This is a genomic window from Methylotuvimicrobium sp. KM2 (assembly GCF_038051925.1).
Classification (GTDB): domain Bacteria; phylum Pseudomonadota; class Gammaproteobacteria; order Methylococcales; family Methylomonadaceae; genus Methylotuvimicrobium.
The window spans coordinates 36658-61556 of record NZ_CP150634.1 but is presented as its reverse complement, the minus strand read 5'-3'; the positions used below and the strand labels follow the sequence as shown (position 1 = coordinate 61556).

Genomic DNA, 24899 nt, shown 5'->3' with positions numbered 1-24899 from the left:
ATGGGTTCACGGCGGTCCTCGATAGACACATCCCATGCCTTTTATTCTTAGACGGTTTTTCAATCAAAAGGGAGTAGGAGAATCATTGCGGGTTAGAAGAAATACCTAGGGCACAACGACTATAGCATTTTCCCGAGCAATGTCAGGGTTTTATCGACTTTGGTATCATAGCGCTCTCAAGACTAAAACAAATAGCTATACTCATCGGAGATCAAGATTCGGCGCCGGGGTGCCCGTCAAAGGACGCCGTGAACCCAGCACCTAAATTATCCTGGACAATTAATCCTAGCCAATGAGCTATAGAATTTAGGTGCTGGGTGAATACGTCCATGTAGATACTCTGTTTAAAATCAAGTTAAAAATAGGCATTTTTCTGCTATTCAGCGATTGACGGAATTGCATAAAAACGCGTGTTATCGAATGGTTTATCATGCTTGAGCATGCCGTGAATCGCATGTAACAATTTACGCATGACCGCACAACAGGCTTGCAACGGTAATTTACCCATCTCAAGGAGATGTTGGTAATACGCCTTAATATGGCGATCATGCTGCACAGCGCTCCAGACAGGCATATACAGGGCGGCGCGAATCTGGCTGTTACCGGCCTTGGATATACGCGTTTTTTTGTGGACACTCGTGCCGGAATCAAAAGCTCTTGGATCGAGCCCCGCAAACTTGACCCACTCACGGTGCGACATATCCGCAGGCAAAATCAGTAGTTCTCCCATGAGAGCAATCGCACTGGTATTGGCAATACCCTTAATGCTCGTGAACAAAACTAATGCTCGACTGAGTTCCGGATGTTTTTCGATCAATGCCAAGGCGCCAGCCGTTAACTGATCGATACGCTTATCTAATTGATCGATGGCTGCTTGTGCATCTTTTAGCACGGCTTTGGGTGTTTCAACTGTTGCGCTTAAGGCATGCAACTGATTCTTTGCTGCTGTTTTTTGATCGGTTAGCGCATTAATACGGCGTGAGAAACAACGTAAAGCGATCTTTTCATTCGAAGGACGGGACCAAGGCACAAAATCCATCCGTTCGGCATACACCGCCAGAGTATTCGCGTCCACATCGTCTGTTTTACTATTGTTCATCAATACTTTAGCAAAGTTATGAGAGACCTTGGGATTGATGACCATTACCTTGACCCCGGCATCATGGAGCGCAACGGCTAAATCGAAATGATAACTGCCGGTGGCTTCCATACACACGATAATGCCGGACAATTTGTTCAATTTCTTGGCCATCCGGGCATGATCAGCTGGGGTATTGGAGAACTTCTGCGGATTGAAAGGTTTGCCATTTTTGCGCACCACCAAAACCAGTTCTTTAGATCCTACATCGACGCCAGCGAAGATACGGGTTTGTGTGTCAAGTGAAGCGCTGTTAATTTGTTGATCTGCCATGTTTAATTGTTATTCTGTGATAAGGAAAGTAAACTAGTCATTGGTTCCCGACCCTGCGTATGCACCTACCATCCTTGTGAATGCAGGCTCTAAGCCTCAGATACTCCGCGGTATAGGTGAATAGGGCGGGGGCCAATCTACATGACAGGCTCTGGTTTAATCCAGTCCTCAGGCTCAAGCGGCCTCCCAATGAACTCGGTACAGCTTAAAGTATTTCCTGGCTAAAATTCATTTAAATTAATCATACAAGGCTCTATGCCAGCTCTATGCTGGCAAAGCCTTTACCGAGCACCCCGGCGCCTTCTTAGGCACTGCCGAAATTTGAAGTGCGAAAGGTATATACGCTTAACCGGAATTTTCTCGTAATCTACATGGTTATCAAAACTTACAGGAAGTCTCATGTCGAGTCACCATTCTTTACAACACAGTAATAACGATCTCAAACTTCATTGGACCGTCGCCGGGCTTACACTTACAACCGTAGCGGCCTATTTAATTTTTTGCCATGTAGCCGGCGAACAATGGCGGATTCATCTCCCGGAAGATCAACGCGTCCTAATTCGTACCCTATTTTATGTGTTGGCCATTATCGGTTTTCCGGTGACCAATCTGCTGCGTCATATTCAATTGCGTCTAAACCAAACCATGCCCGGGCTAAAGCCGGCCAAACAGCGCTATTTGCTTACAGTGATCGTATCGATGGGACTCGCCGAAACTGTCGCTTTGATGGGTTTGGTGATATTCCTGTTGGGAGACGATTACAACACCCTTTATATTTTTACCGCGTTGTCGGTTTTGGCCGTTTTCCTGTACCGCCCGAAAGCCGATGAATATCGAGCAATAATGGTCGCGCTGGCAAACCGGGAAGACAATGACGATTAAACCTAGAAAAAGCATTTCACCATGAAGATCATGAAGAATTAGAAGTTAATTCAATAACTTATTATTCATTTGTAGTTTGTATATATCTTTCGCTCTCCAAAAATGTTAGCTAGAATATTTAGGTAATTTTTTGAAGTCCTTCATGAACTTCATGTGCTTCATGGTTAAACTGCCGAATTTAGGTTAATACATTCAGCGAATGGTAAATTCCAATATTTTGATGACGACCCGGTAGTTTTCTTTGAGTTTTTCCGGATTAAAAACATCTATGAGCTCGATCGGCAAAGCATCGGGGCTTGCTATCGCGATCACTTGATCGGTACCTTTCGGCTCTCCAATATCGATCGTAAAATCGCCCTCTTCCGGCGGAATCCGGTAGCGCTTGCCGGGAAGACTGTAATTCTCTTCCTGATAAGGATTGGGATACACCCAACCCACGGCACCCGCCGCATCGATTACTGCGATGTAGACATATAGGGCTTGCTCGACCTGAAAATCGACTATTAAACTTTCTCCGATTTTAAAATCGGTTTTGTTAATCGAAACAGTAAAGATATGCTCGGGTAAGAAATTTTGATCGACTTTGCCGTTTAACGGTGTTGAAACTTCGGAAGTTTCTTCATTGGCGACCGTCTCCTCTGCGTCAAGCTGCGCAGCGGTTTTATCGATCGGTGCTTCGGTTAGAGCTTCGTTTTCCGGTTTTTCGATCGAATACCGCTCCCAATAGGGCCGAATCATCGCCGACGCCCCCAGCAATATTGCTACCGGCAAGACATAATATAGAGCTTGGTAAGGTTTGTTCCGGGATTCCAAACCTTTTAAAAACGCTTCAACACTATCGATTCGATCTTCGCGCTTGAACTGCAGCCCCTTCTTCAATGCATGCCATTGCCGGGCATTGAGCGATCGAATCGGTTTGGGTTGGAGTTTTTTCTGTAAACAATAATCGACACGCTGCCGATTGAACGGATGAAAGCCGGCGAACAATTCATAAGCCACGCAAGCCAACGCATAAATATCGTCGCGAGGGTCCGGCTTTTCCCCATGCAACATTTCCAGCGTTGCGTAAGCAGGCGTCATGCCGCCAAGCACGCCGGCATCGAAACTTCCCACCCGGGAAAAATTCTGTAGCCGTGCGATACCGAAATCCAATATTTTGACTCGATTATGAATATCGATGAATACGTTGGAGGGCTTAAAATCCGAATGGATAATCCCTTTTGCATGCGCATGGCTCAATGCAGCGCAAATTTGCCTAATAATCGCCAATGCTTCGGAATGTTCGAGCCCTGCCGGATGGTTTTTGACGATTTTGTCCAGCGTAACGCCTTCCAGATATTCCATCGTCATGAATACGATCGGACCGTCTCTGTCGAAATCGTAAACGGTCAAAATATTCGGATGAGCCAGCGATTGGGTTTTTCTGGCTTCGCTATGCATAGCCTTCAATAATTCGGGATTAGCCCTGAACTCGTCATTCAGCACCTTGACCGCAATAAAGGCTGAATTGCCGGCTTCGATATCGCGCCGGTCCAAGGCTTTATAAACACTACCCATGCCTCCCGTTCCGATTTTCTCCAAAAGATCATAGCGATTTTTCAATACCGAGCCCGAACCCGGAGTTACTGAGCCGTCGGCATAAGGACTTCCTTCATCAAAACCGGTCGCTGTTTTACCGATTCCGCCGGTCGTTCCGAAGAGTTCGTGCTGCGTTCGAGCCGAATATAAATCCGAATTGCCCTCGGTTCGGCGCGGCTTTTGTTGAATGATGGTTTCATCCGACTCTTTAGTTCGGTTGACGGCTGATTCTTTAGGATCTCGATCCATGGTTCGGTATGTGTTTGATGTCATTGAGCCGGGGAATGCGCCGGAATCATTTTTCGTCCAAATGCCAGACGCCGTCGGCGCCCAATAAGCGTCTTTCCAGCCATTTCGTTATTGTGCTTCGGTCCTTTCGGTAAACTTCGGGACATTCCGATGTCGCCGAGCCATACGTTTCGATTCCTGCCAACCAGTTTTCCCAAGCGGCAATCGCATCCGGCGAAAAACGCGAATCGCCGGCATGGCCCACGGCATATAAGGTTGCCGGTTCGTTCCTGCCCTTGACTTGCAGACGCCCTAAGCGCCGAACCGGATAATTCAATTGCCGCGCCGCGCCGATAAAGTCTTCGGTGACAATGATCTCGGTATTGAACAAGCGGGTCAGGCTTTCCACTCGCGCGGCCAGATTCATTGGATCGCCCAAAATGCCGAATTTTCTGACGCCTTTTTTCGGCCCCAAATCGCCCATCACCACCGAACCCGCAGTCAAGCCGACACCGGCGTCGATAATCGCATGAATCCGCTTGAGCACATCGGCTTCAATTTTTCGATCGTAGCGCTCTTCGAGCGTTGCAAAAAAACGTTTTTGCAATGTGACCAATTCCAACGCCGCCTGCAATGCATTGGCGCATGCTGCTATATTCTCCCCTTCATTGCATTGATAGGGCCAATAATAGCAAACCATATCGCCGACATAATCCTCTAACCAGCCATTGTATTTATCTTGAAGAATCAATGAGGTTTCGCTCAGATAATCGTTCATTAGATTCAGCACTTCGGCCGGGTCCTTAATGAAGCCAGTCACGGTCGTATACCCGGCCAAATCGCTCATCAATACCAGCGCGAATCGGCGCCGGTTTTGAAAGGTCTCGTTGGGTTTTAAGCTTATCAATAAATTATGAATTTGCCTCGGCATATAGTTGATAATCAGCTTGCCTTCCCGCGAACCGATGATCAAATGGATGCCTATCGTTTGACCGACACCTGCGATAAAAACGATCATACTAGCCGTAACCGGCCAAAGTTGAACTAAGTCGTTCAAATAGCACAAAGACCCGACAGCAGCAATAAACAAGCCGCCGATAAGCCAAACAAAACCCTGTTTCAAATAAGCGCCCGATAGGACGCCGATCATAGCCGCCGTCAAAAACAATGCCGCTTTTACCGGTAACGCGGGCGCTCTCGGATGATCTCGATTCAATAGCGTCTCGACCGCATCGGCCAAAAACTGCGCTCCGTGAGTCGGCAAATGAGGGCCGAACAAACCCGTTGTCATCGGCGTTACCAACACGTCGGTAGCTTCGTCGGGTGCAGTCAACTGAAACACGGCAACTTTATCCCTCAATAACGCGGCAGTCCGCTCTGCAATATCGCTATCGCAAGACGCCAACCGACTGACCGGTATCATCGGCCTATTGCCCTCTTCGGATATGACGAACTGCGGCTTGCTCAACCGTATTCGGCGGCATGGGCGGCGGCCGTCGCATAGTTCGTCATCGGGTCCATGCAAATAATCGTCACTGAAGTTTTGCGGAAGGATAAATCGTGCCAAAGCAACGACTGCATGATCCGGGCTCAAATCCAACCATCGAGAGATGGGGCTGTTATTTTTAGAGACCAAACGATCGCTTGCTACCAAACCCAGTTCGGTCACTGCAAAAGCGGCCTCCAAGCCGTACAGTAAAAAATCGGGAAGCGCTTCTTGACCGCTAAAATAGGGGGCAATTTTGAAATGCTCGATCGCAAAGGCCGGCATTTGCAATGGCGCGTTGCCTAATTCGCTATTACTCATTCGGCATTCGCCGCCGGTAGGAGAAGCGGCGCATCGAGGCTGCGACCATTGGACCGCGCCGGAAGATTCGATACAAGCGGCATAAGGCATTCTGCCTTCCATTTCTTTCGAAACGACCGCGTCGAGAAAAACGCCATTACCGCCGGCGGCAATAATTCGTTCCGTAGCCTTGGCAAAAAGCGGTAAAGCCTGTTTACGGCCGACATCGATCGGCACGCCGTGATCCAAAACCACAACCGCAGTGTACCGCCATTCTTCCCGGGCTTGAAAGACCAACGCGGAATCGTGTATCCAGTCGTCGATAGCGGTACCCCCCAAGCGGTCCAGAATCAAGCCGGCCAAAAATGCCGCCGCGATTAGCGGTATCAACACAATCCATCGGTTGATCGGTAAATCAAGCATCAAAAAGTGCGGGTAAACTTTTGACCGGTTCTTGTTGCCGGATAACGGTAGTCTTTGATAACGGCTTCGACGCAATCCAAAAACCGGCCGCCTTCAGATTCTATGGACGATAGCGTGACAGACTCGGCGCGCCCTACCGAATTGACGGTCAAATTTACCGTGATTTTGCCGTCGACTTGAAAAAGATTCCGGCACAGTTCGATTTCAGGCTCTATGGCCTCGAAAATTTCGTCGATGCCGGCTTGCCGCTCATCGGTCGAATAGTTTCGCATCTTGACCGAAGTCGACATCGCGAGTTGCCCGCTGCCTGCGGTCTCGGAACGCTTGATCGCCGCGATAGCGCAAAAAAATGCGTTACTGCCGCCATGAACGCCGTCGCATTTGAGTTTATGATCCACCCATCCAGTGCAATTTTTCAAATCGGTCGGCGTAATCCACGGCAAAAACAAACTCGATACCGTGACTTCAAGCGGTGCGGACGAACCGTTTTGACAAACGAGTTGAAAATCCGCATCGGTTTCGGGCTTAGGTAACGATTTGATCCATAATCTTGCGTCCCGGCTTAATTTAAAGACGGTCCCCAGGCCGACTTCGTTTCCCTTGGCGCAACGATCGTTTACGACTTCGACGCCTTGACTCTTGGCATCCAGATATTGGATGTTACTGCACTCCGAGGCCTGAACTTCAAGCCCCGTCAGTACTAAAAACGTAACGACTATGGTTTTCATAACAAATGACCTCCGGCAAAACTCTGTTGAGTTACAACTTATTTTGACTACTCTATTGATAAAAGAACAATGTTCATCAACTTGCATTAAACGATTCGGGCTAAAACGCCCTTTCATTTCAGCAATTCCCAATTTGGGGATCAAAAAGGGTGTGGGGTGTGCTTGGCGAGGATGTCGGCAGCAGGGCAGATTTTTGCTCCTGCAAAATCTGCATTCACGCCATCCTTGGCGTTCGAGCTGCCGTCAAGCCCCCATGGATGGGTTTACGGCGTTCCTCGACAGGCATACCCCACACCCTAAGATCGGCGAAAATGCTCAAACTGGGAATTGCTGCTTTCATTTATATGGTAAGCAATTAATTCTTTAATATGCTAGCTTTGTAAATCAATATAAGGCAAAGCGATTTGTTACCCATGTAAATCGCCGAAATCATTTCTTGAAAACCTTTCAATTCAGAGTAGCTTATGGCCACCGATATCGACATTTTAAGAAACAACGGTTTATTCAGCGAATTGAACGACGAAGAGCTTACCGCTCTGGCAAAACTGACCCAAACCCGGACATTTCTAAAAAACTCGTTGATCTTATGCGAAGGCGATACTTCGAATGCCATGTACATCATACAAAAAGGCAAAGTCAACATTACCGTAACCAATGAAGACGGAAAAGAAATGATTCTTTCCACATTGCAAGCGGGAGATAATTTCGGAGAATTGTCCCTACTTGACGAAGCCCCCCGGTCCGCAAATGCCGTCGCCCTCGAAAAATGCGAATTGATCGTTTTGCACAAAGCCGAATTCGTACAACTACTGACTCAAAACTCTGCAATCGCATTGGCGATCATACGTTATCTATGCGAGCGGGTAAGATTTTTGACCAGCCTAGCCCATGGCTTGGCATTATTGGACGTCTACGGACGGCTCGTTAAACTGATACAAAGCTTGGCCGAACCGAATCAAGAAGGTCAATTAGTCGTCGCGATACCGTTGACCCACAAAGATATCGCGATGCGGGTCGGCTCGTCGCGGGAGATGATCAGCCGAATCCTGAGCGAATTGGAAAAAGGCGGATACGTCTCATGCGAAAACAAACACATTAAAATCAACAAAAAATTGCCGTCGGCTTGGTAAGGATTTGGTTATAAATAACGTCCCTATTTTTTGATTTAGGGTAGGCAAGTTCGGCAAGTCGATGATGCGGCTTGTTTAAAGTGTGCCGCGAGTTATTTCGGCAAAGGCTCAGCTATCGCAATTGAATTAAACATCGATAGGAAAATACGAACAATGTATAGCCATCATAGATCAAAATTCGGCACCGGGATACTTGCCGTAAATACGTCCATGTAGGCTCTATGTCAGCTCCATGCAGGCCCCTCACCTAGCTTTAGGTGAGGGGGCTAAGCACCCCGGCGCCTCCTAAGGCGCTGCCGAAATTTTGATTGCGAAAGGTATAAAACTCGAATTATAGATCATATCGATACCACTTACCGGTCACTTCCAAGGAGTCGATCATGGCTGATTGTAACGAGCGCAAACGAATCGAAGAAAACCGGGGCGATCTGCCTCCCTGGTGGTTATGGGGTCCCTATGTCGGCGAAAGATCCTGGGGAACCGTCCGCGAAGATTACAGTCCGGATGGCGATGCCTGGCGTTATTTGCCCCACGATTTGGCGCGTAGCAAGGCTTATCGTTGGGGCGAAGACGGCTTGGCCGGCATCTGCGATCGCTATCAACTATTAGTTTTCGCCATCGCCTTATGGAACGGACAAGACCCGATTTTAAAAGAGCGCGCGTTCGGTCTCAACATGTGGGAAGGCAATCACGGCGAGGACGTCAAAGAATATTATTTCTATCTCGACAACACGCCGACGCACAGTTACATGCGTTATCTATACAAATATCCGCAACGCGCCTATCCCTACGAAGCGTTGGTTCGGGAAAATCAAGCCCGGGAGGGACAAGGCCCCGAATACGAGCTGCTCGACACCGGACTATTCGACGAAAACCGCTACTTCGATATCGAAATCGAATACGCCAAGGCATCGCCCGGCGATATTTGCATCAAAATAACCGTAACCAACCGAGGACCCGACGACGCACCGCTGCATATACTCCCTCATCTGTGGTTTAGAAATACTTGGGCCTGGAGCGAACCGCGCAAACAAGCGCCGGAAATTAAATTAATCGATACGCCGAATTGTCCATATCGCTGCCTATTGGCCGATAGCACTCGACTGGGGGCGCTACCCGGCCTGCTTTTCCCTTACCGCTTACCCAATTACCATTTATATGCCGAAGGCGACTGCACACCGCTGTTTACCGATAACGAAACTAATACTCGGCGAGTCTACGGTACCGACAATACGCAGCTCTACACCAAGGACGCGTTTCACCGCTACCTTATCGATCGGGAGCCATGCCTTAAACCCGATAATTCCGGCTCCAAGGCCTGTTTGCATTATGTATTCGATATCGAGGCAGGCAAAACGGCCGTAATTCATCTGCGTCTAAGCGAGCAACTCGTCGACGAGCCGTTCCGGGACGCGGAAAGCTTAATCAAACAACGCAAATCGGAAGCCGATGCATTTTATCGAACGCTTCATCCCGAGCTTGCGACCGACCAGGAACGCTTGGTGCAGCGGCAAGCATTGGCCGGCTTGCTGTGGAGCAAGCAGACCTATTTATTCGACGTGCGCAAATGGCTCGACGGCGATTTGCCGAGCGCACCGCCGCCGGAATCGCGGCTAACCATCCGTAACCGGCACTGGCGGCATCTCAATTCGATGCGTGTGCTGCTGATGCCGGACAAGTGGGAATACCCTTGGTTTGCCGCTTGGGATTTAGCGCTTGCCAGCATCCCGATGGCATTGATCGATCCTCAGTTTGCTAAAGAACAGCTGTGGCTGATGTTATTCGAACAATTTCAGCATCCGAACGGTCAGATCCCGGCCTACGAATGGGACTTTTCCGATTTGAATCCGCCGGTACACGCATTGGCGGTCTGGCGCGTTTACAACATGGAAAAGCGCTTACACGGTTATGCCGACCGCGACTTTCTGGAGCGTTGTTTTCATAAACTCATGCTCAATTTCACTTGGTGGGTCAACAAAGTCGACAGTCAAGGCAATAATATCTTCGAAGGCGGATTCCTGGGTCTCGACAACATTTCGGTCGTCGACCGCAGCCAGCCCCTGAACGGCGGCCAAACCCTCGAACAATCCGATGCAACCGGCTGGATGGCGATGTTCTGTTTGAACATGATGCGCATCGCCTTGGAACTCGCGTTGACCAACCGCAGCTACGAAAGCCTCGCGACCAAATTTTTGGAGCATTACATTTACATAGGCGCTGCAATGAAAAACATGGGCGGACGCCACTATCAACTTTGGGACGAAAACGACGGCTTTTTTTATGACGTGCTCCGACATCACGACGGACATTTCGATAAATTCCGGGTCCGATCCCTGGTCGGCCTGATACCGTTGTTTGCCGTCGAGCGCCTGGAAGCCGATTGGATCGAGCCGTTTCCGTCGTTCAAGGCCAACTTGCAATGGTTTCTGGCGAACCGCAATCAATTCGCGCAATTCAGCTGCCATCCGGTCGATCGGGACGGCCGAACCAATTATTTATTGAGCATTCCGAACCAGTCCCAGATAAAGCGCATGCTGGCCCGCGTCTTCGACGGCAACGAATTTCTATCGCTGTTCGGCATGCGGAGCCTATCGAAGATTCACGAAAACCAGCCTTTTCAATTCGGTTCGAGCGAAGTCCGCTATGAACCGGGCGAAGCGGAATCGAAATTGAAAGGCGGCAATTCCAACTGGCGAGGACCGATCTGGTTTCCGGTCGGATTCCTGATGATTGAGTCGCTGCGCAAACTGGACAAGGCATTAGGACCCGATTTCAAGGTCGATGTCGTATTGGACAATCAACCGGCATCTCTGTCTCTAGGCGCGCTGGCGCGAGAATTATCGAACCGCATGATCAAGCTTTTTCAACCCGGCAACGACGGCCGAATACCCATTTTCGGCGACGAACGGCGCTTTGACGACGACCCGCATTGGCGAAATCTTTTGCTGTTTCACGAATATTTCCATGCCGAAACCGGCAAAGGCTTGGGAGCATCTCATCAGACCTGGACGAATTTGGTCGCCGCGATGATCGACGAATGGCGCCGCGAAGGATAAAACGGCAACGGCCGAATAGTTGCCGATTCGAGAAAAAGACACGTCCATGTGCCATGTGGTAATCCATTGGGTTCCTCTCTTTACGAAATGGTTGTCCTTGGCGTCATTCAATCAAGCCGTTACCGAATATCGATCGAACCGGTATTGGCCACCGAATCCCTGCCGATCGCTTGGGTGTTGGTCAACGTGTTTTTGGACGCGTTGATCACCGTCGATTTTTCGACTTTCGAGCCGACCACGTTGATCGAACCGGTGCTCGCGGCGCTGTTGCGGCCGATGGCTTGCGTGTTGGTCAGCGTGTTTTTCGAGGCGTTGATCAAAGTCGATTTTTCGATTTTGGAACCTTCGGCCATTGCCGATCCGCTGAAGACTGCGACCAATGCGACTGCTGCTACTGTAAATTTTTTCATGACGTTTTCCTCTTGAGTTTTAAGTATTGGGTTTTTTGTTACGGTTTTACTGTACCGTTTGACTGTTTGTTTTGCGGTGAACCGTTCACGCTAAAATTGTGAACTATTCACCGCTTCTGTATTAGCGAATGTCCACCGAACCGGTGTTAGCGACGCTGTCCCTGCCGATCGCTTGGGTGTTGGTCAACGTGTTTTTGGACGCGTTGATCACCGTCGATTTTTCGACTTTCGAGCCGACCACGTTGATCGAACCGGTGCTCGCGGCACTGTTGCGGCCGATGGCTTGCGTGTTGGTCAGGGTGTTTTTCGAGGCGTTGATCAAAGTCGATTTTTCGATTTTGGACCCTTCGGCCATTGCCGATCCGCTGAAGACTGCGACCAATGCGACTGCTGCTACTGTGAATTTTTTCATGACGTTTTCCTCTGGTTTTGATTATTTGATTTAGTTAATACGGGTTCGAACGTTTCGTTGAACTTGGGTAAAGTATCCCGATTTGGAAAGGAAAACGCGGTGATCGAGTAACGCCGGTTCTGTGATTTATTCACGAACCGGATTCCGATGAATCATTGGTCGTTGTGTTTAATCGATCGGATTGACGAATCATAGAAAAAGTAAGGAACGCGCATAAAATAACTTCCTCAAGTGCGCTGATGAATTTCCGGTGTAGGTGAGGATTTATCCGCACAGTGCGAATAAATTCGCACCTTGTATATTAAAAACATCTTCAAACACAAGATAATTTAAACCCAAAAGTTTATAGTGATTGCCGATTTCTGGGGAAGCCGTTCGCACCTGAAGCCTTGAGCTTGCATGTAGATAGGCTCCCCACCCTCGTCATCCATGCCGCGGAGTATCTGAGACCTGTAAGCCAAGCTTCTGAGTCTGCATTCACAAGGACGGTAGATGAAGTGTCAGGGTTGGGAAACCAGCAATCATCATAACAAACAAATCTTAGGAAGATAGATAATGAACTATGTTGGCATTGATGTGAGCCAAAAAGAATTAATGGTCGTCGTGATTATCAAAGGGAAAGCGCGTCCGGCCAAGAAGTTTGAAAATACAACCACAGGGCATCGTGAGATCATTCAGCTATTAGCCAAATTGAAAGGCGAAACACGAATTTGCTTGGAAGCAACGGGCGTCTATCATTTTGATTTAGCCGTCGCCCTGAGCCGAACAGATGGCCTCGAAGTGATGGTGATCAATCCCAAAGCCGCTCATAACTTCGCTCAGGCCTTGATGAAACGGAGTAAGACCGACACCATTGATGCGGCCACCTTAGCGGCCTATTGCGAAAGAATGCCGTTTGAAGCGTGGCAGCGTCCGGCTGACGAAGTCATTGCCTTAAGGGCCATAGGGCGACGAATCGCGGCGTTAAATAAATTGAAAACACAAACAAAAAATCAGCGTCATGCCTTAACAGCCACTCAGGACACGCCTGATATCGTGATCGAGCAAACCGAAGAATTAGTCAGCGTACTGGAAAAACAGATCCAGGCTCATCGGGACAGCGCTTTGGAACTGATCCGGCAACACGAATCACTGACGCGAGTCTTTACCCTAATCATCGGTATTAAAGGGATTGCCGAGGCCAGCGCGATACAACTCTTAGCGGAACTACTGGTCTTGCCTCAAGACATAAGCGCAAAACAATGGGTAGCCTACGCGGGCCTCGATCCTCGACATAACGAATCCGGTAGTAGTGTCGCCAAAAAGCCGCGTATCAGTAAGGCGGGCAACAAATATCTTCGTCACGCCCTATACATGCCTGCTTTAGTGGCGACGCGCTATGAGCCAAACATTAAACGCTATTACCACCACTTAATTGAAAACAACGGGCTCAAGAAGCTACAAGCGCTCTGTGCCGTGATGCGAAAATTGTTGCACGCCATCCATGGCATGTTGAAAACCAATAAGGAATTCGACGGTTCTCGTTTTTATGCGATGCCTGTCGATACCTCTAGCTGAAGTTTTTAACTCTTTAGCAGAATAGGCCTTGTGTTTTAAGAGAGTATCTACAATCCCCCGATTTATTTCATGCCCATTACTAAGTTTATTCTGATCACAGATATTTCAAATTCAGGCGCGCCGCAATTCGACCCAGGTTTTTGATTTAATTGAACCAATTTTTTTTTGAGTACAAGTCGTAATTTGGAAGGGCTAAACTGCTTTTTTTGCGGATTGAGTGGATGGCTGCCGAAATGAAATCATTGGCCCGCTACAGGTCACTGCCATTAAGTTAAGGAAAACCCGTCATTCCGCCATGGACTGGCGGAATCCAGTGCCATGGATGGCAGGCTTTTGAAGCACATCCGAGCCTGAATGCCAACATTACTTATCCTGTTACAGCTTTACTTAATGGCAGTGGTCGCCTGCTGCATCCGGAGCCTTTGCAGCAACTAAATGTCGGTATCGCCATTTCCGTGTTTGCGTCGTTAATCAATCCGGTTGCGGCTAAAATTCTGATTACAGTCGGTCGTAGCCGGGCATTCAATTACTTAGAAGCAGACAGTAAGCATTTGATGATCGACGTGTGGACCACGGTCGGAATTGTCCCAAGTATTGGCTTGATCGCGTTGGGCAATCGGTTTCAATTGACGCTGGATTTTGCTGAGCAATTGGGCATGCAAGGCTGGGAGATTCTCGATCCGGTGATTGCGATTTTAGTTGCAATCAACATTCTTTGGGCAGGGTTACATCTATTGCGCCGCACTATTTCCGGTTTGATGGATGCTACGCTGCCGGAAGAAGAACTAGCCGAAATTGTAGGGGTGTTGGAGCAATTTATCGCTTCGGATCAAATTGCCTATCATGCTTTACGCACCCGATATGCCGGTGCGCGCCGTTTCATGTCGGTACATGTGTTGGTGCCGGGGCAATGGTCTGTACAACAAGGCCATGATTTGCTGGAAACCATAGAACATCGGATCAAGGCTAAATTCGACCATATCGATATAGAAACCCACCTGGAACCGATAGAAGATGCGGCTTCATGGCGGCATTAGGCAAGGGCTGTGCGCCAGTAGAAAACTCACTGGCAACTAATCTGCAATTGAAAACCGTTTCGAGATTTTTCTCGATCAGGGACTGTAAGTCCTTTTCCAGAGCGAAGTTCTTCTGCTCGACGGCAGATAGCTTGTCACCTGAAATATCGAAAATCGGCACTTAATAATTACTCCATTGTTTCTTTGGCTTCTAACGTTCCACATAACTCGACTGAGCCACATCACGGCGAAGGTCGGAGTTAATGCGGTTGTTATAACTTATTCTACATTGGAATTTTCCAATCCGATGAATATGAGGCAAATTTAGGATCTTCTGTTTTTGGAGGCATATATATTTCATCCCAATTTTCTTTGTATCTAAATTGTGTTGCTAATTGATCCCTAATTGCGCCCAATCGTTCAATACTAGTTAGCCCGGCTACTACATCCCTTATAACCATACCAAACGCTTTTGTTCTTCTTGATTTTAAAATTTCTGGATAAGGTATATTAAAATTAAAGCCCGGCACTTTGTAACCAGTAGTAAAAGGTGCGATCGAATTATATATATTTATTAAAGTTGTTGAATGAATACCCTGTTCGGTAGCGACTCCATACTTTGCCAGGGTTGCCTCACATCCTGCATTGATAAATTTCATCCATTTAGTAACTAATGGAGAACTACCTTCGTAACCTTCTTGTTGGTAGGCGTTCTTAATTTCTCTAAGCGCACCTCTAATTTCAGAAATAGCATTTTCTTTTTTTAACTCAAAAGCAAGCTCAAGTACACCGGATGGACTTCCTGCTCGTTGAATTAGTGCTGCTGAAAAAACTGGTAACGTATATTTAATTGATGCAGAACGACCATGTGAAATAACATTAGTAACCGCGTTGGCAGTTGCTTGAGAAAGGCTTGCAACCAGCTCCGTCGCTATATCGCTGCCATAAACACCATGTTTTGACATCCAATTCATTTGATAAGCGTGTCTTATAGGATGAAGAAATGTATCTGCTTCAAGATAACGGGCTGTCATAGAATAATAAATAGTTTTGAATGCCAACCAATTTAAAGACGCAATAAACATATCCAATGCTTTTGTAGTTCCCCCAAAACCACGGCAAGCTAAATCTCTAGCTTGTTTAAAGTCTTCTTCGGTAAATTCCTGGCCAGTTGACGATACTAACCTAACTTCTTTCGACCAGTAGCCCTTTGTTGTACTCGACTCAACCAGCTCACTATAAATTGCGCTGCTTAGCTGACTATACTTCTCATACTCTTTTGTATTTGGCTGCCCCAACATTTTCATCGTCAAATAATAAACACTTGAACGTAAATCCCAAGTGCATGTCATATTCAATTTTAGAAGCTCTAACAATTCAGAAAATTCATTATCTTCAAATTTTCCTCCTATTATTGCTGGCTTTATACTAGCAGCTGCCTTTTTTGCTTCAGCTTCTACTTCTTGAAGGCCTAATTCGGTTGGTGAAAGAAATCTTATATATGGGAATCGTTCTACTCTTTGCTGGCGATATTCTTCTTTGTAATTGTCTATGCATACTAGTTGATCAAAAAATAAAATTGCCAATATCAAATTTTCGAATGCTAACAAATCTCCATTAATCGTATCAGGGTTGGAAATTTCAGCGTCACCAAGTACTCGTTGCACAGCTGAAAGAGTAGCATTGTCAAGAAGAGCGTACGTCAAACTGAACTCCCTAAGTTATAACGCTCCGCATAACCCGACTGAGCCGTATCGCGGTGAAGGTCGGAGTTAATACGGTTGTTATGCATAGCCTTTATTTGTGCAATAAACCTTCATAGCACTGTGAATAATAACACCATGTGACTTGTTAAATTCATAGACATCTGTTGTTGGCTCTCTATGCTTAAAATAAACGTACCCATTATCACCCATACCCCCAACTAACGACCTATAGAACATATCCTCAAGCAAATTACTAGCAGAAACACCAGAGCAATTTCGGTTAATGATATCTATTGCATTTTCATAAGTTATAGAGCGTATGTGCGGTTTTTTAAGAGCAGAGCTAATTTCTCCGAAGGCATTAAAGACCGTTGCTATTTGTTCGGATGAATAGAAACACGATAATTCATTTTTAATCTCATTTACAACTTCCTCGCAATATCGCCCAATGAGATGGTTTGCGTCTGTCTTTGATAAAGGGAAATTATAATTATGCTGAGATAGTGGCTTAAAAAACAGTAATAGGTCTCTTGGCCGGAAAAAAGTATGATCCAGAATGTATTTAAAACTTGATTTTGTAGAATCCTGAGTTCCGCTAAAAGGATCTTCCACCAAAGAAAGCCAAGGATCAGTAGTATTAACAGCAATTCTTTCCTCGCCAAAGGCGTAATCTATCCTCTTATTGATAAACTTTCGGATATTCAACTGAAGTTCTTCATCTCCACTGTGATATTCATCCTGGTACCAATTTATAGGAACCGAATATGAAGAAAATATTTTTGCTGTGTCGGATGTGGTAGATGCAACCTTTTTACTAATATCATCTCTTAATAGAATAACTACTTTTGAATCAAGATTGTTCTTAGCGAAAAACTCATTGTTAATTTCCTTAGACACTCGGAGTAGAGAAATTAATGAGTTAACGGTACTCTCATTATTTGCATCAAAAACGATATCTAAGTCATCAAAAAATAGTACGTAATTATTGTTGTTTTCTCGCTCAGAATGACTGGTAAGAACCTTTAACAATATCTCTTTTAGGTGTGGTATTAGCTTGTAAAACGGTGCTTTTTCCTGTCTTATTTCTAAACTCTTATTCATTTTACTGGTAAAAAAACGCTTCAAATACTGAATGTTGATGTCGAAGCCTTGCTTTTTAATAAGCTCTTTAACCTCTGATTCTCTTATATCTATATACCCTGAGTTTTTAGATATAAAGTGCTTAAGTAGGTCATACTCTTTAGCGTTTTGCGCTGCCTGATTATCTGAAAACATCTTCAATATATTTGTCAGAATAAGCCACTTATATAAGTTCTCTTTTTCTATCTCATGGCCGTTTTCTATACCTATCTGCACTATTTGCTCTAGATTAGATTCTCCTTGTCGAATAAATCTTGCGAATAAATTAGCTTGATCTTCTGCTATCGAACATATGTGCTCCGCAAAAGCACTTTTTCCAGCGCCTTTTCTACCAACTACGATAAATTTTTCATTTGCTAGGGCGCCAATAAGGTCGCAATGGTCTTCATAAACCTTAGATAAAGGCATACGAGAATTAGGTAACGCTTCAGCCTCCGCTTCCGGTGAACCGAGAAATATATTCCCTTTTTCACGTTTGCGATTTCTTGAAAGTTGGCCAAAGACCATATTAGACTCCTTTAGTGGTTCTATCTATCTTTATAAACGGCATAAAGCCATTCTCTTGACCGGGATATCTTAACTGCATGAAAAAGCAGTTGACAAAGATTATCCACGATCGCTTCTTTTTCTGCCGGATAACATGCAAATCGAACATGATACAAGGGTATAGATAACTACAATACTGATCAAACAATTGCAAAAGATACAAACTAATTTTCAGACTATACATCACCTGAAATTCAAGGAACAATTCAGTTGCCGATGTGGGACATCTAATCGATTTGCGCCCTTCTGCCGTATCATCAAAATGGACGATGGGCCTATTCGTCACATGCCTAACATGAAATCGGAACCTTTCGCACTTGATAACTTCGTTTGCAACGGCTGAGCCGAAGGAAAATTCTGCCAAAAAATCCGAAGAAGATTTTATCGGCCGTTGCGGTCAATTGGTAAATACTGAATCGCTATTCGGCATCGTACAAATGCAGACAGCAATCGTCTTTTGCATTTCTCTATTTACCCTCCGTGTCTGGATAGTTCCACTTGGCCTTGGCGTAAACAATGAGGCTGAAATTTCGAATATTTGTTAAATCTGCAAAAAATTCCTTTCTGTTAATCTCCACTAGCCTTTCGATAACTCAATTCAAACCCGAATTGTTATCTTCTAAGGATTTGGTCGTAAATAACTTCCCTATTTTATGGAGGGTTCGGTAGCTTGATTGGCAGGTGTCGGCGGCAGGGAAAGCCGCCGTCAAGCCTACACGGACGTATTCACGGCGTCCTGTCAAGCGAGTTACCAAACCCTCAACAAAGCTCATAGCTCCAGGAGGTTATTTATCACGAAATCCTAAGTGACTCTATGGGCCATGATGCGGCAAAATCTCTTTTTGAAACGAATCGAGGAATTTCCGAATGCCAAAACTATCTTTAATCCAAGGTATTCTTATCGACCTCGACGGTGTTTTGTATGTCGATTCGAATGTCATCGAAGGCGCCGTCGAGGCTATCGCCGAAATCAAACGGCGCGGTTACCGTTGCCGTTTCATCACCAACACCAGCACGTTGTCGGCCGCTTCGCTGCACGACAAAATAACCCGCCTCGGCTTCGACATCGACGAACGCGAAATCGTCAGCGCGACGCGCGCCACGTTGATCTACCTAGAACAATTCGGCGATCCGGTCTGCCATTTGCTGCTCGCCGACGATGTCAGACGCGATTTCGAGCGGTTCCGGCAATCGGATACTCAGGCCGATTTCGTGATCGTCGGCGATATCGGCGACCGTTGGTCTTACCCGGTTCTGAACCGTGTCTTCCGTCTGCTGACCGGCGGTGCGCGGCTGATCGCGGTCCACAAGAACCGCTTTTGGCAAACCGAGCAGGGCCTGCAAATGGATATCGGCGCGTTCGTCAGCGCTCTAGAATACGCCAGCGGCCAGCAGGCGACGATCATCGGCAAACCGTCGCCCGATTTTTTCCGTGCGGCGCTGACCGAATTGGAATTGCCGCCAAAACGCGTCGCGATCGTCGGCGACGACATAGACTCCGACATCGGCGGCGGTCAAAATGCCGGCCTGATCGGCATTCTGGTGAAGACCGGCAAATACCGCAAAGCCTATGCGGACGCTAGCCGCGTGATGCCGGATTTGATCATTCCGTCGGTCGCCGAGTTGCCGGCTCGATTGCCTATTGAGATTGCCGGTTCTTAACATTCAATTCGGACGCAAGTTCGGCTAAGCTGCGCGCTTGCCTTCCCTCTCGATTTTTGGACTTCCTTGCGTCAAACCATACGAAAAACGGCATATAAAAAGCCCAGCTCACGGATGTGGCGGGGCTAATTATCAAGCACGAGCAATGCTTTTTGTCAGAAAGGCGTACAGAATTCGCCGAGTTTACTGATAATCACACAGGCTTTAGGTATCGGATCGAAAGCCACTTTACCGTCGGCAAGCGATTGTCCGTTCATTTGAGCGCTGAGATTGCCGTTAATTCCTTTGATATCGAGTGTCAGATCGATTTTACCGCCGACATCGAGATCGATCACAGGTAAATCGGGTAGGGCTAATTGCGCAAGTTTCAAAGCGGCTTTAGCGCTTTCCAAGCCGATAATCAATCCGGAAACGCGCGGATCCAAATCGATCGGCAATGCCGAGATGCCTTGTTGAATACCGTACAGAACTTGTTCGGCAGTCCACAATACCCCTTTGGCGGCCGCCATCGCTACATTCAATCCGGCAATCGCCGTATTGGCAACACCGATCTGACCCAGCTTATAGGTACGATAAGCGGTATAGGCGGTCCAAGCGGCCGGTTTTTTGTACCACGGCTGATCGTCATACCATCTTTTTTTGGCTGCAATTTCGCCTTTGTATTTCTTGATCAAGCCGTTTTGATAGTCGATCTTCGACTGCAACGATTTAACGCCGTTTTGCGCACTAACGACTTCGGCACGGGCTTTTTCCAGATTGGCCGCATCACGGTCCCGATCGGCCTGCACTTGTTTCCGCGCTTGATCGACCAAATATCCGGCTTCTTGGACTTTTTGCTCGGCCTTCAGCACGCTTTCCCTCGCTTTGTTCAACGCGGCGGTAATATCGCCGATCGGTAAATAGATGCCTGCATTACCGGTCAGTAAAGGCCCCTGGTTGGTAATTTGGCCGCCCATGCCGATCTCGCTCAGCGGCGTGACGAATTTTCCGTTGATGAAAAAGCCTTTGGCGCTGATATCCAAAGCAACCGGCGACAATCCGACGCCTGCAACCTGCATTTGTCCGGACATTCGAACATAGCTCAGTTCAGGACGAGTAAACGGAAAGAAGATGTCGACATCGACCGAACCGCCCAATTGTATCGACGGGTGAATGCTTGAAGATGTCCGTCCGCGCAACCGGATACCTTCGACCGTTACCGTCAGATCGGCGCTGTTGACCGCTAGATTATTCAGATTGACGCCGACCAGTTTGCTCAGACCGGCGGTATCGTAGCCGAACTGGCCCTTGGCCCGCAATTGCGTCACCATTGGATTGGCGCTGCTGATATAACCCGAAACCAGTGTTTTGTTGGCCGGAGTGAACGGTACGAAAGACGGTAAAAACGAATAATTCGGATCGTTGATGCCGCTGAAATAGGTAGCCTGTTCGTCCTTGGTTATCGTGACTCCTGCAGTGGCATTGCCGAGCGGAAACGAAAAGTTCAGGAAATTCGGAATCAGATCGAACGAAACTTCAACGTTGCCGTTACCGCCTTGCATATAACCTTCTTTGCCGATATACGTGACGATTTCGCCGTTGAGTTTGACGAATTTATAAAGCGGCAATTCGGTTTCTATGTACAGATGGCCTTTGAATTCGCCCGCTCCTTCCGGTATTCCCCATATCGTTTCCGGTCTGAATGGAATACCGCCCTCGAACGAAAACGCCAGATCGCCTAAATCGGGTAATACCGATTTGGCGGTTTCCGAGGCGGCGTCTTTGACTGCATCGTTGTTTTCTTTATTATCCTCGCCGTTTTGCTGCTCCCGCTCCTTTTCCCTCTCTTCGTTGGCCTGCTTAGCCAAATCGATTGCGGCTTCCGATTTTTCCGCTACCAATTCGCGCGCATTTTGCGAAATGAAAAAATAAGGCTCTTCGAGATCGAGAATAAAGGTCACGCTTTTATCGCCGGGCACCGAAAAATTGAACGGATTATCGCCCTCCTGATTCATTCCCAATAATGCATCAAGCGGCATATCGAACGCCAATCCGCTTTGGAAATGAAAAAACAAATATGCAGGCTGCTTGATATCGTTAGGATCGCCTTCCGGATCTTTCGGGTTTTCCGCTAACGGCAAGGTATAGCCGTCCGACTCGAGCAAAGATTTCAACATTTTTCTACCGGCCAGTCCGACTGCGGCCAGCGGTTTGGCGGTAAAGCTTGCACCGGCCAACAGAGGTACCGACGGAAAGGGCGCTTCGGCAACACCGTAGACTTCGAAACCGATGTCGGCATTGTCGGTATTTCTGGAAAAATACAACTGCGCATCCAGTAACGGCACATTGCCGGCCGGGGTTTTGACTGTCAGATCGCCGATCATTTCATAGCGGTCGCCGTCTCCGTAAAAATCGGCAATGCCGGACTCGATCGCCAAACTTTCATGTATAGAGATCGAACAACGGTAAGCATCGCAACTGACGCCTTCCGCACCGAACGCGGTCGACATCAACGGAATTTGCAGTAAAGCGGTCATAAATAGCTTTACCATCGGTTTTTTTCTTGTTTTCATGGCACACACCCTAAGTTAATGATTGAATTACGATTTAGCGCAATTCCATCGTATGTGGTTTAACTTAGGAACTCTGTGCGGTATTCACCGGGTATTCGGGTAATAAACACGGTCGATTTGCCTATCACGTCGTTACAATTTGTCATCCGAACTTGTTTCGGCAAACTTACAGTGCATCATGCATTTATCACTTGAAGTCGAGCGACCTTTCAAATGAATCCATGAACCATAAATAAAAATCGCCGCTATAATCCTGTAGGAACATGTGCTTTTTCTAGTCGTCTTTATACCGTAACACTATGAAAAATATAATTTTTAACTCAATCGTCATTGCTGCGTGCATATCGTTGTCGGCATGCGCGCCGAAACGTTACTATACCGACAATGTCATCACAACCCGCCCTCTCGCTACAGGAACCCCTGCGCAAACCCGCGTATCGGCAGCGGTTGAGGAGTGGCGAAATAGCGGCGTCAAGGTTTCCGCCGGACAGAACTATCGGGTTTCCGCCAAAGGGCAATGGCGGACTTATCCGACCTGCAATTTTACCGGCCCCGACGGTATCGGTTTATACAAGGCTTGGTGCGATAATACTCCGTTATATCCTCAGATTATCGACGGTTACAGTCATTCGACTCTGATCGCCAAAATCGGCGAACAGGGTACCCCTTTCGTAGTCGGCTCGGACGTCACGTTTACGGCATCCGAAGACGGCCCGTTAATGCTCAGAATCAATGACGTAATCGACGGCAACCACGACAACGAAGGTTATGTCGATGTCGAAATTGCCTTAGCCGATTCTAATCCTTCAATCGCATCACCGAATCCCGCCATGATCACCCTGCCGCCCGGCGCCCAACAATTGTCGGCGTCATCGTCTACAGTGCAACCCATGTCGAACGCCGCCATTGAGGCTATCGGCACGATACCGCTGCGCCGAACCGCTTTAGTGATCGGCAATAGCGAATATGCCTTCAGCCCGTTAAAGAACCCGGTCAACGATGCCAAAGCCATGGCCGACTCCCTGAGCCGTTTAGGGTTTGAAGTCACGTTATTGCTCGATGGTAATCAGGAGCAAATGGAAGCGGCGATCGATAAATTCGGCCGGCAAATGAGTGCGGGTAAATTAGTCGGTTTATTCTATTTCGCCGGCCACGGCGTTCAGGTTGACGGTTCAAATTACCTAATTCCGACCGATGCGGTCATTAAAAGGCAGTCCGATGTCCGTTATAAAGCGGTCAATATCGGGCAAGTATTGGGCGCCATGGAAGGCGAAGACAATTTACAAATCGTGATTTTGGATGCCTGCCGGGACAATCCGTTGCCGCGCAGTTTCCGGAGTGCCGGCCGTGGCCTCGCCAAAATCGACGGTCCGAAAGGCACCATTATCGGCTTTGCGACCAGTCCCGGTTCGGTTGCCGCCGACGGCGAAGACGACAACGGAATCTACACCAAGCATTTGCTCAACAATATGCAAGTCCCCGGTCTCACGATAGAAGAAGTTTTCAAACGCGTCTTGCAAGGCGTCAATCAAGAAACCGGCGGCCAACAAATCCCCTGGATGGAATCGTCGTTTACCGGCAACTTTTTGTTTATACCGGAATAAATCGTGACAACAACAAAAAGGAAGCCTATTCTTGACAAACCCGCTCAATTATTGTTGCATGCAATTTAATGTTTTTAATTCTACTCCCTTTTGATTGAAAAACCGTCTAAGAATAAAAGGTATGGGGGAGTGTCTAACGAGGACCGCCGTGAACCCATCCATGGGGACTTGACGGCTTTCCGTTAATTTAATGGCAGTACCGTCTCCAAGACGGAAAAAGATAGCTGACAGTTTCCCGCTGGTCACTAAATCACAAATCGAATGTGAATGTTTCACATCGAAATCTCTCAGGGATGGTTACACTGACCTCGAACTTTAAAACCACCTGGAGAAACCCCATGAAAACATTATCGACTTCACTGCTTGCATTGGCTTTAATGGCCACTGTTTCGTCTTCCGCCTTCGCCGAAGGTTCCAAAATCGAAAAATCCACGTTGATCAATGCGTCTAAAAACACGCTGACCAATACCCAAGCTATCGGCCGCAATTCTTCAGCCAATACCGGCTCGATTAGCGTCGAAGGTTCTAAGGTCGAAAAATCAACTGTGATCAACGCGTCGAAAAATACTCTGACCAATACTCAGGCAATCGGCAGAAACAGCTCGGCCAACACCGGTTCGGTCGATATCAAATAACGAATTCAAGCTTCGGATGTGAATAGATCACGTTTTTTCCGTGATTCCTTCACGCCGATAAACCCGAGGCCCGGTTACACTGACCTCGAATTTTAAAACCACCCAGGAGAAACCCCATGAAAACATTATCGACTTCACTGCTTGCATTGGCTTTGACAGCCGCCGCTTCGTCTTCCGCATTCGCCGAAGGTTCGAAAATCGAAAAATCCACGTTGATCAATGCGTCTAAAAACACGCTGACCAATACCCAAGCCATCGGTCGCAATTCTTCGGCTAATACCGGCTCAATCAGCGTCGAAGGCTCCAAGGTCGAAAAATCGACTGTGATTAACGCTTCGAAAAATACTCTATCCAATACCCAAGCAATCGGCAGAGACAGCTCGGCCAATACCGGTTCTGTCGATATCAAGTAAACCTTAACCCTTACGGGAAACCGG

General features: G+C 47.3%; 18 protein-coding genes. 8 read left to right on the top strand and 10 right to left on the bottom strand.

Features of this window, described 5'->3' with window-relative positions; all coding sequences use genetic code 11:
* Positions 1-376: 376 nt before the first annotated feature.
* Positions 377-1411, bottom strand: a complete 1035-nt coding sequence (locus tag WJM45_RS00250) for an IS110 family transposase (protein ID WP_341326431.1) — start codon at positions 1409-1411, stop codon at positions 377-379.
* Positions 1412-1810: 399 nt separating this feature from the next.
* Between WJM45_RS00250 and WJM45_RS00245 the strand changes: the two genes are divergently transcribed.
* Positions 1811-2293 carry a hypothetical protein gene (locus tag WJM45_RS00245; protein WP_341327011.1) on the top strand — a complete coding sequence of 161 codons (483 nt, stop codon included), beginning with the start codon at positions 1811-1813 and terminating at the stop codon, positions 2291-2293.
* A 192-nt stretch (positions 2294-2485) separates the two neighbouring features.
* On the opposite strand, the gene WJM45_RS00240 is transcribed toward WJM45_RS00245, so the two are convergent.
* Genes WJM45_RS00240 through WJM45_RS00230 form a run of 3 tightly spaced genes read right to left on the bottom strand, consistent with a single transcriptional unit; the run spans position 2486 to position 7036 of the window.
* A complete protein-coding gene (locus WJM45_RS00240) occupies positions 2486-4120 on the bottom strand; it encodes a serine/threonine-protein kinase (protein WP_341327010.1) in 1635 nt (544 codons plus the stop codon).
* 46 nt (positions 4121-4166) lie between these two features.
* Entirely contained in the window at positions 4167-6308 is a 2142-nt protein-coding gene (locus tag WJM45_RS00235) for an adenylate/guanylate cyclase domain-containing protein (protein ID WP_341327009.1), read from the bottom strand.
* Entirely contained in the window at positions 6308-7036 is a 729-nt protein-coding gene (locus WJM45_RS00230; protein ID WP_341327008.1) for a hypothetical protein, read from the bottom strand. The genes WJM45_RS00235 and WJM45_RS00230 overlap by 1 nt, the downstream gene beginning before the upstream one ends.
* A 464-nt stretch (positions 7037-7500) precedes the next feature.
* Here WJM45_RS00230 and WJM45_RS00225 point away from each other — a divergent pair, with 464 nt between their 5' ends.
* Complete coding sequence (locus tag WJM45_RS00225; RefSeq protein ID WP_341327007.1) at positions 7501-8166, top strand: Crp/Fnr family transcriptional regulator; 666 nt, start codon at positions 7501-7503, stop codon at positions 8164-8166.
* A 380-nt stretch (positions 8167-8546) separates the two neighbouring features.
* Positions 8547-11222: a glucosidase gene (locus WJM45_RS00220; protein WP_341327006.1), complete on the top strand. Its 2676-nt coding sequence runs from the start codon at positions 8547-8549 to the stop codon at positions 11220-11222.
* Between the two features lie 119 nt (positions 11223-11341).
* On the opposite strand, the gene WJM45_RS00215 is transcribed toward WJM45_RS00220, so the two are convergent.
* Positions 11342-11632, bottom strand: coding sequence for a hypothetical protein (locus WJM45_RS00215; RefSeq protein ID WP_017841429.1), 291 nt, complete (start codon positions 11630-11632; stop codon positions 11342-11344).
* Between the two features lie 121 nt (positions 11633-11753).
* Complete coding sequence (locus tag WJM45_RS00210; protein WP_341327005.1) at positions 11754-12044, bottom strand: hypothetical protein; 291 nt, start codon at positions 12042-12044, stop codon at positions 11754-11756.
* Positions 12045-12599: 555 nt separating this feature from the next.
* Between WJM45_RS00210 and WJM45_RS00205 the strand changes: the two genes are divergently transcribed.
* The gene (locus tag WJM45_RS00205; protein WP_341327004.1) at positions 12600-13601 is read left to right on the top strand and encodes an IS110 family transposase; all 1002 of its coding nucleotides are present in this window, start codon (positions 12600-12602) and stop codon (positions 13599-13601) included.
* Between the two features lie 422 nt (positions 13602-14023).
* On the top strand, positions 14024-14638 hold the full coding sequence (locus tag WJM45_RS00200) for a cation diffusion facilitator family transporter (RefSeq protein WP_341327003.1): 615 nt from the start codon (positions 14024-14026) through the stop codon (positions 14636-14638).
* A 263-nt stretch (positions 14639-14901) separates the two neighbouring features.
* Here WJM45_RS00200 and WJM45_RS00195 read toward each other — a convergent pair whose 3' ends face one another.
* Together WJM45_RS00195 and WJM45_RS00190 are read right to left on the bottom strand one after the other, a co-directional pair.
* Positions 14902-16323, bottom strand: coding sequence for a hypothetical protein (locus WJM45_RS00195; RefSeq protein WP_341327002.1), 1422 nt, complete (start codon positions 16321-16323; stop codon positions 14902-14904).
* 78 nt (positions 16324-16401) lie between these two features.
* Complete coding sequence (locus WJM45_RS00190; protein WP_341327001.1) at positions 16402-17970, bottom strand: hypothetical protein; 1569 nt, start codon at positions 17968-17970, stop codon at positions 16402-16404.
* 906 nt (positions 17971-18876) lie between these two features.
* Here WJM45_RS00190 and WJM45_RS00185 point away from each other — a divergent pair.
* Complete coding sequence (locus tag WJM45_RS00185; protein ID WP_341327000.1) at positions 18877-19671, top strand: TIGR01458 family HAD-type hydrolase; 795 nt, start codon at positions 18877-18879, stop codon at positions 19669-19671.
* A gap of 155 nt (positions 19672-19826) precedes the next feature.
* Here WJM45_RS00185 and WJM45_RS00180 read toward each other — a convergent pair whose 3' ends face one another.
* Positions 19827-22223 (bottom strand): hypothetical protein, encoded by a 2397-nt coding sequence (locus WJM45_RS00180; RefSeq protein ID WP_341326999.1) that lies wholly within the window; start codon positions 22221-22223, stop codon positions 19827-19829.
* A 299-nt stretch (positions 22224-22522) separates the two neighbouring features.
* Here WJM45_RS00180 and WJM45_RS00175 point away from each other — a divergent pair, with 299 nt between their 5' ends.
* Positions 22523-23827, top strand: a complete 1305-nt coding sequence (locus WJM45_RS00175) for a caspase family protein (RefSeq protein WP_341326998.1) — start codon at positions 22523-22525, stop codon at positions 23825-23827.
* Positions 23828-24165: 338 nt separating this feature from the next.
* Complete coding sequence (locus WJM45_RS00170; RefSeq protein ID WP_341326997.1) at positions 24166-24462, top strand: hypothetical protein; 297 nt, start codon at positions 24166-24168, stop codon at positions 24460-24462.
* Positions 24463-24511: 49 nt separating this feature from the next.
* On the opposite strand, the gene WJM45_RS00165 is transcribed toward WJM45_RS00170, so the two are convergent.
* On the bottom strand, positions 24512-24871 hold the full coding sequence (locus WJM45_RS00165) for a hypothetical protein (RefSeq protein WP_341326996.1): 360 nt from the start codon (positions 24869-24871) through the stop codon (positions 24512-24514).
* Positions 24872-24899 lie beyond the last annotated feature (28 nt).